Below are 14,924 nucleotides of genomic sequence, written 5' to 3' on the forward strand. Positions count from 1 at the left end.
TCATCCTTGAAGATTCTGTTTAAGCAATTCTTTGAGTTTATCGACCGCCATCGCGGGCGTTTCAGTATGCAGCATAGCATGGCAGTTAGGGCATACGGGGATCAGATCTTCAATAGGGTTAACTTCTCTGCGATTTGAAACTAAAGCTAAATCAACTCTATGGTGAACATGAATGAAACCTTTTCCTATATCACCATAGGCATGCTCAAAATCGAATCCACACACGTGGCAAGAAACACCATAATGCTCAATACAAGCTCTTCGTGCAGCAGGTTCTCGCTCATGCACACTAAGCTCAATGGTTTTCATCGCGCCTTCATGAAATACAAATCCGGTTTCGGCTTCACTAATCTCAGAAGGTAGTAGTGTAGGGTTAAAGTTTTGACCGTAATGTACTTTAGCTAGAGATTGAAACTCCGCTAGGATGGTGGCCAATTGCCGATGTTTACCCGCTCCTTGTGCATTGTAGTAATGTATATGCCTCGTGACTGACAATAATACAGTCGCAAATTCAGTCGCAGTCATCTCGCTCATAAATCTCTGCAGATAATAGCGAGCTGCTGGGTTATTAATGGTTTTTTGATATACCTTTCCAACTGGCATCGCCATAAGTGCGTTCAGGTACATGGTTGCAGAACTATGACTAAAGCCATTTTCAACCATTCGTTCAAGAGCTTGAGATGTATCTAAACGCCCTTCGCGCATAGCCTTAGCAATATCAAATGCAGGTTCGAATTGTTGCGGAGTTATACTATTGACCATTGCTCGTCCTTGAGGTTACTACTAGTCAGACTTAGCGAAAACTATTAATCCAGATTCAAAATATCTTTCACTTCCGGGAGATCTCTATGAGCCCGCAAATAAACTACCGCGGCACGAGACAGCTTCTCAGTATCTCTTACCATTTTTCGCAACCTATCAGTTGCGTCTTTAACATTTCGATGTTCCCTGATATCCCGAACTTCTCGCTCAATATTTAAACGAATCTTATTTCGCTCCCGAACAATTCTGGCTTCATGGAGATGAAAAATTTCAATTGAATTTTCGACCTTAGTTTTCTGCTCAATTGTTGCCAGTGGCCTAGGCTCAGGTAACCCATCGTTGTCAAACCAAAGCAACTTTTCATCTTGAGAATTAAAGGGGTCAAGAAACGAAGGACGCTCCTTCCTCAGCTTATCCAGGTCTTCAGGTGCAATGGCCCTTTCATCCGGATTTTCAAGTGGAAATCGGCAAGCCTTTCCGCCCTCGGTCTCATCAAATACCCTGCGGCTATTACAAAACGTACAAGCACATCGATAGTTTTGCCAATCGAATGCTAACCACCAATAGCCATCGTGCTTTTTATCTTCTTCCACCTTATTCTTTGGCCTGAAGTGATCGACTGGCATATCAGCACGTATATCTTCAGCCTCACAGTACCAACACTTTTTCTTTAATTTTTCTGGGAGCAAATCATAAAACTGACGCCAAACATTTGAAGAGGCGACTTTTTTTAATATATTTTTCCGCTCTTCTTGGGTTTGAGCCGCAATAAGCTCAGCCTTAGCTTGGTCAGCCATAGTCCGCCAAGCCTGAGTCAAGCATTCCTCTATGTCATCCTTACAAATCCATCGCATTAATGACCGGCCTCCTGATTGGCGTGGTACTTGTTGCGAAGAAACTCCAGATAATCCGGATCATCTGTCGCCAAATTGAAGCCTAATTGCCCAAGCTCCGAGTTAAGTCTGGCTAGATACTGCTCTTCATTCTCTGCAGGAAATCCATTTTCACGCACTACTTCTTCTTTAGATAAAGAATCTTTGGCGGCGAGAGCATTTCTATTACTGAGTTTCTGATTAGTATCATCATCCAACGTGGTTTGAAGACCAAACATATCACTGCGCAGTATCAAATTTATCCCCATACCCCGTGGGTTTTCAGCAGGCATCTTAGCGACAATTTGCTGATCACCGTTTCGTTTCATCACTTGAACTTGCTCTTTTTTCAGCTCAGCAATAGCAAGTGGATGATGTGTTACCATCAGCAAATGGCTAGTTTCATGGTTTGGTACGAAATCGCGGAGGAACTTCAGATACTTCACTGCCCATGAGGGATTGAGATGCGTGTCAGGCTCATCAAGTAAAAATAGGGAGTCTTTGCCACCAGTAAATTTGAGCAGACCCAATACGGTGAGAAGCTGTTGCTCACCTTCACTGAGTTCTCGGAAGGTGAGAGGGTCTTTACTGCTAGTCACATTCACCCGAATACTAACTTCTGAGATGATTTCTGAAAGCAGCGTACTTTCGAGCATTTTAAACAACTCATCAGGGCTGAGATCTTTGGCAAACTCACGTAATGCGTTTACATCGGGCAAGAATAGGTGAAAGAACTCATTACGAATATTACTACCAGTCAAAGAGGTATCTTCTTGGCGCGTTACCTTAACCGGTGACAACGTGTGTTTAATTAGCTCGTCCAAAAAGCGGCGAACAACGCCCCGCGCACCCCAAAACAATTCACCCTTTTGTTTTGCCCAACCGGGTTGTCGCATCACGAAGTGAATACTGTCTAAACCTTCAATGCCTAAGTGCTCGCGCAAGAACGCTTTTTCTGCGCTGTCTTGCTCTGATAAGAAAAAAGCCAATAGTACAAATTGACTATGGTGGGGTTTAGCATAGAACAGCGGGCGAATATCGCCCTTTAAATCCAACTCATCTTTAAGCAGACGACGGTAAAAATCGGTGCGATGTTTCTTAAAGTGATTCTCTAAGCGATCACTGGGGCCAGAATAGTAAGCAAATACATAGTTTGGCAAATATGGTGCTTTCCCTTCCTTATCGCGTTTCACCTTTGAAAACGGAACGATATTTCCTGATGCAGTCTTGCCAAACATGTCTTCAGATGCGTCTTCTTCCAACAAGTCTCGCACCTGTACTTGATATTGCTTAGCGGTAGTGCCACGAGTCGGATCGGCATCAATAGTGATTTCCAGCCATCGTTCGCTGGGCTGATTTGGTTTGCGAGGCTCGCCAAGTCGATAAATCAACTCATATGAAAACGGTGGTTCTTCGCCTAAATCAAGGTTCCTAAATATCGCTACTAACGCTTCCAGCACGTTGGATTTACCCGAACCGTTGCGCCCCACCACCACAGTCATCAGGTGGTCTTCATCAAAGTCCACCTTTACGTTTTCCAAATTTTTAAATCGAGAACGAATGTGTAATTTATCGACTTTCATCGGCTGTCCTTGGCTCGCTATTATCCTTTGGCAGACTTCTGTGCTAGGGCAAACCAGTCCTGTCCATCGTCACCGCGCTGCAACTTCACAATGGATTTTTCGGAGATGAGCGCCTTACGAATATCCAGAAAGAACTGTTCCAGTTGTTCGGTACCACTATCACTGGGATATCCCGCAGCGGCCAATAACTGTTGGCCACTTAGTGGTTCACCGGCCTCTTTTAATGCATCAACGACTTTGATGATCTGCTTACTCATATGGCTACCAGTCTTTTTTTTTATGTTGCTGCGTTTCGGTTTTGGCTGCTTTTTCATGACCTCACGTTCCACCTTAATTTTCTCTAATAAGGCTGCGGCGCTGTTGTCACCACTGATAAGCTCAGGGTTGGCGGCGCGCCAATCGGCGGTCAGTTCACCCCTGAAGGCCTTGGCCAGAATCGACTGGGTCAGGTTATTCACCCGCGCCAGCGCAGCCGTGGCTTTTTGCTCAATGCTGTCAGCGAAGGCGAACAGTTCTTCAACACGGCGGACGATTTCGGTTTGTTCTTCTAATGATGGGACTGGAAGTGGACATTTAGCATAATCAATAATAGATAAGTGCTGGATTGCCATCCCTTGAGCTTTGTCTTTAACAAATCTTTGTGTGAATTCACTATTGGCTAAAAACTCAAGATAATCTTTGTTCATAGAAGTTGAACGTAACCAACACACTGCAACACTTTGGTTAATACAAAACGGCTCATCAGTCCTAACCAAAGCGGCCCGACCAATACTGCCATCTTTTGTTATTAACAAGTCGCCTTTTATTGGTCTGTCTTTATCTGAAAGACTTTGAAACGCAGAACTTGTTGTAAGTCCTGCGTCATTTATATTTACGTCAAAATACTGCACGTCCTTTGCAGTTAATAGTTTTACTCCTGAGTCTGATTTAGGCATGGGTTTTGTAAAACCATATGTAATCCATTCAGAAATCTTTCCCCAAGTGGTAAACCCCCAAGACTCAGGCAAGTCAAATATATACTCTGTATCGATTTGACTCTCTATTGTTGATTTCTTTTTTTTAAGTGCAGGATTTTCATTCAATAAAACTGACTTGTTTATTGCATCAGCTTTAACGACCTCTTCGCCTGTACCATTGCCATGACTTTCCCGCCACTCTTGCGTCAACTTGCCGCTGACTGCCGCAGACAGGACGGATTGGCGAAAGCTTTTTAGGATCTCGGGGATGCGTTCGAGGCGGGCTTTGGTGGTTTCCACCTGCGCCAGCAGGGTATCCAGCTTGTCGGCGATGACTATTTGTTCGGCTAGGGGGGGAAGGTATAACTCAATGTCTTCTATATCACCTTTTCGAATTGAAGGAACTGTCGTGGACCTAGACGTTTCAGTTAAATCAATCGCTCGCAAAAACTGATATAAAAATCTATTGCAATCAGATTTGTCTGGGATGACAGCCATAACATTGTTATCAGCCAAACCTGGTTTTCTTACAAATGCCCTTCTATTTAGTTTTACTGCCTCGCCGATTTTTGCAAACAATGTAGCACCAACAGGGAAGATCTCCCCTTTTAATTCAGCAGCTTCTTCTTTATCCACGTAATGACCAGCAACAGCCAAGTTTCCATGTTTGCTGGTAACAGCTTTCGAGACATCTCCAACTTTATAAACCGGGTATAAACCTTCTGATTTACCCTGATATTTAATTGGAAAGCCAACGCCACTTGAGACTCTAGCTACTGCCCCAATGGTTGTAACAGCCCAGCCTTTGGGCAGATTGACCTCAACCATCACACTGCCCCTCCCAAGGCTTTCAGCAATGCATCCAGCTCGTTGAGCGCAGCGCTTAGCTCCGCCTTGGCTTCCCTAGCCAGTACATCGGGCTCGGGTAGGCTGGCGGCATCGACGCTGTCTTTGTCTTTCAGCCAACTGATATCTAGCGAGTCGCCCTTGTGGTCACGGATCCAGTCGCGGCTGAAACAGCGCCAACGGGAGTGTACCAGCCTATTATCCACGCCCTGATTTTCGTCGGTGTCAGCGATTTCCACCTGCTCAGCACCGAAGCTATATTCCCCTTCAGTACGTGGGCTGAGTCCACCAGCATGTTCGCCGTAAACCTGTTCAAATGGTGCTAAGTGGTTATCGCTAAACGGAGTTCGTTTGCCAAAGCTTGGCATATTGGTACGAAGGTCATAGACCCAGACGTTTTCGGTACACTGTTCTTGCTGGTGTTTGTCTTTTGCAGATCCTTTGGTGAAAAAAAGCACGTTAGTTTTCACACCCTGGGCATAAAAGATACCAGTGGGCAGGCGCAGGATAGTGTGCAGGTTGCACTTATCCATTAAATCGCGGCGGATATCGGTACCCTTACCAGCTTCAAACAACACGTTGTCGGGCAGCACCACGGCGGCGCGGCCACCGGGTTTTAGGTTGCGGTAAATGTGTTGTAAGAATGCCAACTGTTTGTTGCTGGTATCAAAGGTTAAATCATCACGGGTAATACTGGCCTCGCCGCCTTTGCTGGTACCAAAGGGCGGATTAGCCAAAATGACATCAGCAGGTTTGAGGCTTTGACCGACATTGCCTAAGGCGTTGCCTAGATGCACTACGCCATCGTCATCGCCTTCCATGCCGTGAAGCAAACAGTTCATTAAGGCTAAGCGGCGGGTATTGGGGACGAGCTCTACCCCGACATAGGCGTGATAACGCTGAAAATCGATTTGTTTCAGGCTTAGATCATCATATTCAGGTTGCGCTTTAATATACTCATGGGCGGCAATCAAAAAGCCTGCGGTGCCCGCTGCTGGGTCCTGAATGTATTCGCCAGCTTGGGGTTTGATGCAACGCACCATACTGTTGATTAATACACGCGGGGTAAAGTATTGTCCTGCACCCGATTTTGTCTCACTGGCGTTTTTCTCTAATAAGCCTTCGTATAAATCACCTAACCCATCGCGCTTTGCGCTAAACCAATCAATTTGGTCGAGGGTTTTAGTGATCTGCTCTAAATGGCGTGGCTCACGCAAACGGGTTTGCGCATCGGCATAGATAGCGCTGATTAACGGGTCGTTGTGTACTTGGACTTCAATGGTTTTTTCTGGGTCATTAGGGTCGAGCATGACCCGTTTACCTGTGGATAATGCCAGTAACAGTGCTTTGTAGTCGTTAAGCAGGTTGATGCCGGATTTAGTGTGTAAATCGGTCCAGCGATACCCCTCTGGCAAGGTATGTTTATCCAAGAGTTCGGCTTCGGTATTTTCGTGCACCATTTTGATAAACAGCAGCAAGACTAGCTCGGTGACATAATCAGAATAGTTAATGCCATCATCACGGAGGATGTCACAGAGGTTCCAGAGTTTTTGAACGATATCGTTTTGGGTCATGTTGTTCTCAATTTTGTTGCTGTGGCTTATTCGGCCATGGTGTACGGCTTAATTTGGTTGCTATCGCGCGTCATCAATTGCATCAGTTTAGGGTGCACAAATAGCTTTTCTTTACCGATGGTTAACTCTTCTAATACGCCGATGTCTGCCAACTGTTTTAAATACACAGATGCGGTTTGACGTTTAGCTATGTCACGCTCGACTAAGTTACCGATACGACAGTAAGGCTGCTCGAAAATCACTTGTACCAGTTCGTGGCTGTAGATTTTGGGCAAAGCCGTTCTTACATATTCACTGGTCTGCTCCATTAACTCACGCACGGCGGCAATTTTGCCGCAGGTCCAACTGGCCATTTGCTCTACGCCTTTGAGCATAAACAGCAACCATGATTGCCAGTCACCTTCGCGGGTCACTTGATTAAGCAGCCGGTAATAATCCGCCTTATGCTGCACTATGTAGCGGCTGAGGTATAAAATCGGCAAGGTTAGTAATTGCTGCTCAATCAAAAACAATACATTGAGAATGCGGCCGGATCTGCCGTTACCATCATAAAACGGGTGAATGGCTTCAAACTGGTAGTGCGCAATGGCCATTTTTACCAATGGGTCTATGTCATCTTCAGTGTGAATAAACTTTTCCCAATTACTTAGCAAATCGCGGATCACCGCTTCACCTGCTGGTGGGGTGTAAATGACTTCACCAGTAGTTTGATTGCTGATCGTGGTGCCTGGAATACGGCGGATTTCCATATCGGTATCTTTGAGTGTGCTGCAGATTTCAATTGCAGTGGTTACACACAACGGGCGCTGTGATAATTGATGAAAGCCTTGATTCAAGGCACTACGGTAACGAAGCGCCTCTTTGGTTGCAGGATCGGCGCCAGTGTCTTCTTGGGAATACTGAAATAACTTATCGGTGGTTGTAACGATGTTTTCAATTTCAGAACTATCTTTCGCTTCTAGTAATGGCAGCAAGTTGATGAGTAGGCCTTGATTAGGCAATAACTCACCCGCTTGCTTTAATTCAGCAAGGGCCGCTCTAGCAGGAATACAAGCTTTGAGCACCGCGCGCGTTTCAATACTCTCAAGCGCTGGTGGCAATACTGGCAGCGCGTTGTGCGGTTGATCGGGATACCATGTCATGTTTAAATCCATAAGAAAAATCGACACGAAATTACGTGGTACGCAGTTTATGTCGATGCCATCGACATATCAACTTTTAATGTCGAAAAAATAAGAAAATATCGACACATTATAAGTTAATGTCGATTACATAGACATTAACTTGCTTCCCATAAATGCTGCTTTAACTCATCCAATACTTCATCTAAGTGATTGCCTAAGCGGTTATTGACCCCTTTCACACCACCATCATCACGGAAGCGTTGATTGATAAATTGCTGATCCAGCACGACTTCGTTTTTAAGCTGTTTAGCGAGCTTTTCTAACCATTTTCGCTGTACTGGCGTCCATGGATGTGAGGCATAAATGTATTCCATAGCTTTGGCGACACGTTGCTCAAATGGGATTAGCGCTTCGCCCATTGCCGCACGACGAATATGGCCGATGATACTGGCGGCTATCTCTTGGTTAGTTTGATTACGCACCGCTGTCTGCAAGCTAGCCTCTGTGTAACCCGCGGCATCGAGCAGTAACTTGATCTCTTTTAGCTGCCCGCGGGTTAAATCCCGAGGACGATTAACGACTACTGCCAACGCAGCGCTTTGGTTAATCTGCTCACGAATAAAATGCTCAAAGCCTTGCAGATAATCCTCTGGCCGCTGATGCGTACCGTAGCTTTGAGTGCGCTCTCTAAGTTCATCCTCATGCTCGGAGATAATGGGTTGATATTCGCTGCCAAGTAAGCTGTTCACCTCAGCAAGTTGTTTGAGTAAGCCTGCATGTTGATTGATGAACACCGAAGCATCTTTAGGCCCTAATTGGCGTAAATGGGTATGCAAGTTCTTAGGCTCAACTCCCCATAAGTCCTGAAGTTCATCCAGTTTCTGTTTTAACTCGGGTTTGGCTTCGGCTTTCTTTGCTGCCTTACGGAGGATGCGCATCACTTTTTGGCCAAGCTGAGTTAATACTACGTCGGCCTGCGTTTCACCTTGTTGCTCGCCGGGAGCGTTTAACGCTCGTTCCAATGATTCAGGGTCTGAGAGTTCATCAATCAATTGTTCAATAGTGACATTCGGGTCTTTCACCAAGGGGTTCATGGTGTTGACGTCACTTAAAGCTGCGTAAATATCAACAGGGTCGTAGATGCGAAATACCGTTTTACCGATATCATCACAACGGCGCGTGGCGCGTCCTATCATCTGCTCATACAAAATGCGCGATTTGACACGGCGCATAAAGACCAAATTGCAGATTTTGGGGACATCGATCCCCGTCGTCAGCAAATCAACAGTGATAGCGATATTGGGGTAGCGCTCGTTTTTGTATTGTTTGATGAGCTGGTTAACTTTGTCGCTTTGCCCTGTGATTTTGGCCACTGCCGCTTGATTGTATTCACCGTTATAAATGGCTTTAAACGCATCATCTAGCAAGCGTTTGACCATGTCCGCGTGCAGGTCTGTGGCACAGAAAATCAGCGTTTTTTCATCGCCGAATGGGTCTAATTCTTGAACCAATTGCTCGCAAATGACTTTGTTGAAGTTTTCATTAATCACGCACCGGTTGAAGGCTTCCACCTCAAAATTCAGTTCATCTTCAAGCTCTGCGGATTCAATCTCACCGGTTTGGGTATTGATGGCACTAACGGTTTCACCCTTAGTGAATGAAATGCCATTTTGCGTTAGCAATGTCTCATATCGAATTGGCGGCTCATGATCGATAAGCCAGTCTTCGGCGACCGCTTCTCGGTATGAATAGGTATATACCGGTTTGCCAAAAATCTCGGAGGTATGCTTAGCGGGCGTGGCAGTAAGTGCAATTTTAACGGCATCAAAATAGTCTAAAACACGACGATAGCTTGACAGGTACTGAGCGGCATCACGTGTTGCTATTTCGCCTTCGGTCATTTCTTGGTCGAGCGTATATCCACGGTGCGCTTCGTCTACAATGATGCAATCAAACTGATCTAACGGAGGTGGGTTATCGCTCATAAAGACACGTTTCACCATAGCCTGCACGGTTGATACTTGAATTCGAGTTTCCGCCTCGGCGGCCATATCACCTAATTCAGCAATGTTATAAATGCCAGAAAGTGATAAGTTTTGTTCTAACGAAACCTCTTTAAAATCATTTTGTGCTTGATCGCCAAGTGCAAAACGGTCAACCAAAAATAGCACCCGTTTGAAGCGCTCCGCTTTTAAAAAACGATAAATTAAACCGATGATGGTACGGGTTTTACCGGTACCGGTTGCCATCGCTAGCAGCGCAGAACGCACATTTTGACTAAGTACTGATTCAACGGCTTCAATTGCCTTAATTTGGTAGTCGCGTAATTTGAGATACCCAAAAGGTTCCTGCTGCAACTTAACTTGCGCCTCTTCTTTACTTCTGTTGAGCAGGTCAAGCAACCCTGTCGGAGTATGAAATGAAGGCAAGGCTCGCTTTAAATTACTTGGGTCTCTGACATCCCTAAACCAAGTGCCTGATTGCTCAGCGAGTTGAGGTACATAAGGGCGGCCATTACAGGAGTACACAAACGGCACCTTATAATGCGATTCTTGTTCATCAGGCCAAGCAACGGTTCTCCCCGCAACTTCCCAAGCCCAATCACACTCACCCTTTATTTTTATGCTGCGGCTATATCTTTCCGCTTGGGATATTTTACCTGCGACATTGATGTTTTCTCTCTTGGCTTCAACTACTACGATAGGTGTTAGACCTGCAAACAATACATAATCCGCATTACCCGTTGACGTTGGCCACTCCGCAATCGCTTTATATTTGCCTTTCTCAGGACGAGAATTACTGGAATACCTTATTGTTTGCGTATCCGCGGTCCAACCAGCTTCATTTAGCTGCTGATCTATCAAAATTCGCGTAAGTTGTTCATCGACAACAATGGCTTTACTGGCTTGGAAAGCTTTACGGCTTAACTTACTTAATTGACTACGTTGCGCTTTATCGTCCTGCTGCTTAGCGTGCTGCTGAATGGCTTTTAACTTTGCTTCGTAATCTTGCTTTACACGCTCAAGTTCTTGCTCATGCTGAGCTGCTTGTAGTGCTAGGGCTTTGGATTCTTGATCCATTGCCAAAGCCAATGCTTCATATTCGTCTTTTTCTTGCTTGATTAGCTCATTTAGCTGCTGGCTAGAATCCAGCTCCACGTTTGCGTTTTGAAGTTGAGCTTTAAGACCTTCAATTTCAGCTTGTAGCGTAAATAGTTCAGCACTTGGATCTTTAGGCGGAATAAATGGACCGGGCTTAAAGGCTGTGCCACTTTTGCTGAAGGTCTGATGAAACCAAATCGCAAGTTTTCTGGCGACTACCAGCCCATTGATAGCCTCTTTATGCTTAGTGCGAAATTGATGATTGGCGATATTGCCTTCAACACGTAGCGTATGAAAAAGCTCACGAACCATAGGCTCGAGTTTGAGATCGCGGTTAATGCGATATAACAAATCGGTCTGCTTTGTTTGCTCATCAAATTCAATACCGGCGAGCACAGCAATATGTTGCGCCATAGCTTCGCCTAGCTGACGCAGTTTGAGTAGAGTGGTATTAGGATCACTAGAAAAGGCACGTTCTGCCGAATTGGCCAAATCCACAAACAGTTGGTCATGTTCGACAAGAAAACCAAAATTTGAGGGTTCACTAGAGGATGCCATTAGTCCCGAATCTCCGTTTCAGCTAACCAGTCCATTTTTGTTATCTTAGGTATCGAACGCTAGTGAATCCACTAAGCTACTGCTGGACTTGATTTTAATCGTTCAACAGTATCAGATTGGTACATTTTGGCAAAGACTTAGCTAATATTTTGAGAACTACATTTTAGATATCCATCAGCTGAAATTTAGCCGATTTTAATTTTCACCATGTTATTTATCTAACATTAAGGTTTTGAACCACTGAATGCAGGGAAGGCATAAGATGTTTTTGAACAGTAACAAAGAGATTTTCCTCAGTATTGATAGAACCACCACATCTCAGAACCCTGGTACGCCGATTCTGATGGCTATCGCGTATTGGGGGAAAGGTGCAGATGAGAAGCTTGAAAGTTCTCGCGAATACAGAATCATTTGCAATTTAACCGATGGAGGAACGAATCCAGCCACTATCGATATCATCCGCAAGATGAAAAATGTTAAGCTCAAACATCTCGAACGACTCCACGCCAAAGTAGTCATTGGTTCAAAGTACACTATTGTTGGATCAGCGAATTTTTCAGAAAATGGTTTAGGTTATGGCTGCGCAACCAACGCTGGACAATATGAAGCGGCTTTACAAATCGCAACTGAGCCTGTTCATTCAGATTGGTTTGATGAGTTATGGAAGAAGGCATCAATAGTTTCAGATAGCGACATATCAAAAGCTTTTGAAGCTTGGCTGAATAACTCAAATGCAGGTAGAGGTACCGATGATACATATGAGTCTCAACAGACTCAGCCTAAAGAAGAACTGTTGATAGAAGAACTTTTAGAAGATGAAATTAAACACCCAAATAAAATGAGAATGGCTACAAGCCGTCTTGTAAGGCGCTACTTAGAAGTAATAGAGCCTGAAAAATTAGCAGATACATCCATAAGTATAAATAGAGCTGTTTGGAATCCAGCACATGCAGCTAATTTTATATGGGTTATGTCTGGCAACTCTGTAGAAGAAGATTTTAGTACACGGAAAAAATTTGACTCAACACTTCAGGTATTTAATAGAATGGAAACTGGAGGCATTAAAACGACTAAAAATGTTTTGGCTTTCCTTTTACACCTTGCTCAAGACAAATCATTCTCTAAATCGTTACGTTACTGGGCGCAGCAAAGTGTTAAGGAACTTGAAAGACTAATCAAAGAACAAAATCATTAGTGATTGACTAATTTTTTAGTAACACATTAAGTAACACCTAACTATTAACTAAAAAACTTAATATATATTAATCAAAATATTAAAAAACCAATTCAGATGACGCCGCCCCAAATAAAATAAGGACTTAGCAGAAATGCTAAGTCCTTTTTCTTTTCAGTGTCCACCGATTGCCCACACAGATTTATCAATACCCACAATTGCTGTTGCCAATTGCTTAAAATCTACGAACAGCGCAACAACGAAATCATTTCAGAGCTTTGCTCCTTTAACTCCCCCTAGGAATGCCTACGAACTGCAATAAACCAAAACTGAAAAAAATTTAAGATACAAACCGTGCAGAAGGGGGAGCAAGAGTGCGGATTTCGTGGCTTAGTTTCTCTGTTGCGCTGGTTTCCGTGGCTGAATTGGATGGTTGATGTTTTCTGCGTGGTTTTTATGGATGCGGGTTCAGTTCCTCATTTAGGAATTAAACTCGAGTTGATTTAGATGTGGCCGGTCACATAGCCGCACATGGGGCTACTCAAGAGAGATATTTCGATGGGAAGGCAGTTTTGGCAGAAAGAGTATAGCTCAAATCCAAACTGACCGCGGCACACTAAAAAATGGGCTACGGCCAGTTCCAGTCTGAGCGAGTACACCTAGGTTATTGACCCACATCGACACCATTTTGATAATGGTATTCGGATGAGGCTTCGCCGTTGAAGTAGTAAACCAACTTGCCGTGTAACTGGTTATCGACATACTCTTCGCTTCGCTGCAGGCTGCCGTCTTCATTGAAGCTGTAGCTTTTCCCTTGCAAGAGTCCCTTGTTATCGTATTGCATCGTACCCAATAAGTGGCCGTTAGCGGACATGGCTCGCCACAGGCCCACTTCGTGCCCCGCTTGATATTGGCCGTGCCATAACTTCACCTCACTGTAACTACTCTCGTCTTGTACTAACCATTTACCTTCACGCTGGCCGTTAACATACTGGCCTTGGGCTTGCAGTTGTTTATCGAAGCCTCGCTGTAAAAAAGCGCCATGCAGCTTATCGTTTTTATAAAACGCTCGATACATTACCGTGCCGTCGGCGGCGATATCGCTCTGCTCGCCGTTGAGCTGCCCTTGTGAATTAAATTGTTCGATACGCGTCGAATCGGGATTTTGGGTCACCCACTTACCGACCTTTAGATCCGATTGATATTGCCCAGTGACAAAACTGCCATTTTCAGCGTTATCTTCACGATATGCGCCGTGCATTTTGCCTTTACGGTAATTTATCCGCCTGACAAAGCCATTCCAGCCTGCGCCGACATACACCCCGTCGTAGCTGCCCTTAACTCGCTCTTCTCGTTCAAGCAGCTCGCCTGTGGCATCAAAGCGCTGACGCAGACTCCAATCTCTTACGGTATCGCGCTGATATTGATAAGTTAACTTCCCACTCTCATCGAAGCGCTGCTCGTTGATAATATGGCCTTTAGCAAGATATTGAGTGTCTATTTGGGAGGTCACATGGCCCGCACTCGCATAGATCATATCCTGAATTTCACGGCCATGAGTATCGTATTTCTGCTGCTGCGTTAATCGCCCTTGCTGATCAAAACGTTGCTGGATACCCACCTGCTTATCATGCTGATAATGTTTAATTTCTCGAGGCACATCAGCGGCATGATAAACCAACACTTCACCATGTAATTTCCCCTTAAGATAAAACTCCTTAGTGAATAACCAGCCTTCTTTTGTCCAATACAGGCGCTCGCCTTCTCTTTTTCCCGCCACCATATTCACAGTTTGCTCTGGCTGACCATTACTGTGGAAGCTTTCATATAAGCCTTCCATCCCCTTAGCGCCATAGGTTACCCGTGTTTGCAACTGGCCATTGTCAAAATAACTTTGCGCTAATCCGGACTCCACACCATTCGCATAATGTTGATGGTCGCGTAATTGACCATTGGTGTGATAACGTTTTTGCTCACCATAGAGCCTACCATTCAGATATTGGTACTCACCCGAGCGTGTTCCATCTTCCCAGTAATACAGATGCGTTCCCTGATAACGCCCTTGTGCATCGCTACGTCCCTTGCGAGAGAGTTGACCATTGGGGTGATAAAATTCGAAATCACCGACAATAGCACTCTCCGCTAAATTGGGGCCGTCGACAGTCCCCTTAAAAACGGGTTTATCCGTCTCTACATAAAAAAGCGCTACTGGCCACACGCCCTCTTGCTCAGTCGCGAGCTGTTTCTGGTAGTAAATCGCCTCACTAGGCACCTCGCTAGGCTGCCATTGCTCGTCGAGTAAGATGCGATCAGCCAGCACATTAAACGACAGGAATAGTGCAGATAATAGTAATAAGGCTCTCATATCAGTTCC

9 protein-coding genes are annotated in these 14,924 nt (G+C 44.9%); 1 reads left to right on the forward strand and 8 read right to left on the reverse strand.

All coding sequences use genetic code 11. The features are described from left to right. The 7 genes from SHEWANA3_RS23510 to hsdR all read right to left on the reverse strand — a co-directional run bounded on the left by SHEWANA3_RS23510 (position 1) and on the right by hsdR (position 11,376). Entirely contained in the window at positions 1-762 is a 762-nt protein-coding gene (locus tag SHEWANA3_RS23510; RefSeq protein WP_011717813.1) for an HNH endonuclease, read from the reverse strand. Between the two features lie 44 nt (positions 763-806). Further along, entirely contained in the window at positions 807-1,559 is a 753-nt protein-coding gene (locus SHEWANA3_RS15545; protein ID WP_244096571.1) for a hypothetical protein, read from the reverse strand. 56 nt (positions 1,560-1,615) lie between these two features. Then, positions 1,616-3,217: an ATP-binding protein gene (locus SHEWANA3_RS15550; RefSeq protein ID WP_011717815.1), complete on the reverse strand. Its 1,602-nt coding sequence runs from the start codon at positions 3,215-3,217 to the stop codon at positions 1,616-1,618. Between the two features lie 20 nt (positions 3,218-3,237). Next, a complete protein-coding gene (locus SHEWANA3_RS15555) occupies positions 3,238-5,001 on the reverse strand; it encodes a restriction endonuclease subunit S (RefSeq protein WP_011717816.1) in 1,764 nt (587 codons plus the stop codon). Beyond that, positions 5,001-6,593 (reverse strand): N-6 DNA methylase, encoded by a 1,593-nt coding sequence (locus tag SHEWANA3_RS15560; protein WP_011717817.1) that lies wholly within the window; start codon positions 6,591-6,593, stop codon positions 5,001-5,003. Before SHEWANA3_RS15560 ends, SHEWANA3_RS15555 begins: the two co-directional genes overlap by 1 nt. Before the next feature lie 26 nt (positions 6,594-6,619). After that, positions 6,620-7,735: a Fic family protein gene (locus tag SHEWANA3_RS15565; protein ID WP_041412711.1), complete on the reverse strand. Its 1,116-nt coding sequence runs from the start codon at positions 7,733-7,735 to the stop codon at positions 6,620-6,622. A gap of 137 nt (positions 7,736-7,872) precedes the next feature. Continuing rightward, a complete protein-coding gene (gene hsdR, locus SHEWANA3_RS15570) occupies positions 7,873-11,376 on the reverse strand; it encodes a type I restriction-modification system endonuclease (protein WP_011717819.1) in 3,504 nt (1,167 codons plus the stop codon). Positions 11,377-11,638: 262 nt separating this feature from the next. On the opposite strand from hsdR, the gene SHEWANA3_RS15575 reads away from it, so the two are divergent. After that, the gene (locus SHEWANA3_RS15575) at positions 11,639-12,571 is read left to right on the forward strand and encodes a phospholipase D family protein (protein ID WP_041412713.1); all 933 of its coding nucleotides are present in this window, start codon (positions 11,639-11,641) and stop codon (positions 12,569-12,571) included. Positions 12,572-13,214: 643 nt separating this feature from the next. Here the strand turns inward: SHEWANA3_RS15575 and SHEWANA3_RS15580 are convergent. Continuing rightward, the gene (locus SHEWANA3_RS15580) at positions 13,215-14,915 is read right to left on the reverse strand and encodes a hypothetical protein (protein WP_011717821.1); all 1,701 of its coding nucleotides are present in this window, start codon (positions 14,913-14,915) and stop codon (positions 13,215-13,217) included. Positions 14,916-14,924: the final 9 nt, after the last annotated feature.

It is taken from the genome of Shewanella sp. ANA-3 (assembly GCF_000203935.1).
GTDB lineage: Bacteria > Pseudomonadota > Gammaproteobacteria > Enterobacterales > Shewanellaceae > Shewanella.

What these genes read in the sequence shown, in the direction of transcription:
- SHEWANA3_RS15575 (WP_041412713.1), top strand. Translation starts at nt 11,639, where the DNA reads ATGTTTTTGAACAGTAACAAAGAGATTTTCCTCAGTATTGATAGAACC.
- SHEWANA3_RS15580 (WP_011717821.1), bottom strand. Translation starts at nt 14,915, where the DNA reads ATGAGAGCCTTATTACTATTATCTGCACTATTCCTGTCGTTTAATGTG.
- hsdR (WP_011717819.1), bottom strand. Translation starts at nt 11,376, where the DNA reads ATGGCATCCTCTAGTGAACCCTCAAATTTTGGTTTTCTTGTCGAACAT.
- SHEWANA3_RS15555 (WP_011717816.1), bottom strand. Translation starts at nt 5,001, where the DNA reads ATGGTTGAGGTCAATCTGCCCAAAGGCTGGGCTGTTACAACCATTGGG.
- SHEWANA3_RS23510 (WP_011717813.1), bottom strand. Translation starts at nt 762, where the DNA reads ATGGTCAATAGTATAACTCCGCAACAATTCGAACCTGCATTTGATATT.
- SHEWANA3_RS15560 (WP_011717817.1), bottom strand. Translation starts at nt 6,593, where the DNA reads ATGACCCAAAACGATATCGTTCAAAAACTCTGGAACCTCTGTGACATC.
- SHEWANA3_RS15550 (WP_011717815.1), bottom strand. Translation starts at nt 3,217, where the DNA reads ATGAAAGTCGATAAATTACACATTCGTTCTCGATTTAAAAATTTGGAA.
- SHEWANA3_RS15565 (WP_041412711.1), bottom strand. Translation starts at nt 7,735, where the DNA reads ATGACATGGTATCCCGATCAACCGCACAACGCGCTGCCAGTATTGCCA.
- SHEWANA3_RS15545 (WP_244096571.1), bottom strand. Translation starts at nt 1,559, where the DNA reads ATGGCTGACCAAGCTAAGGCTGAGCTTATTGCGGCTCAAACCCAAGAA.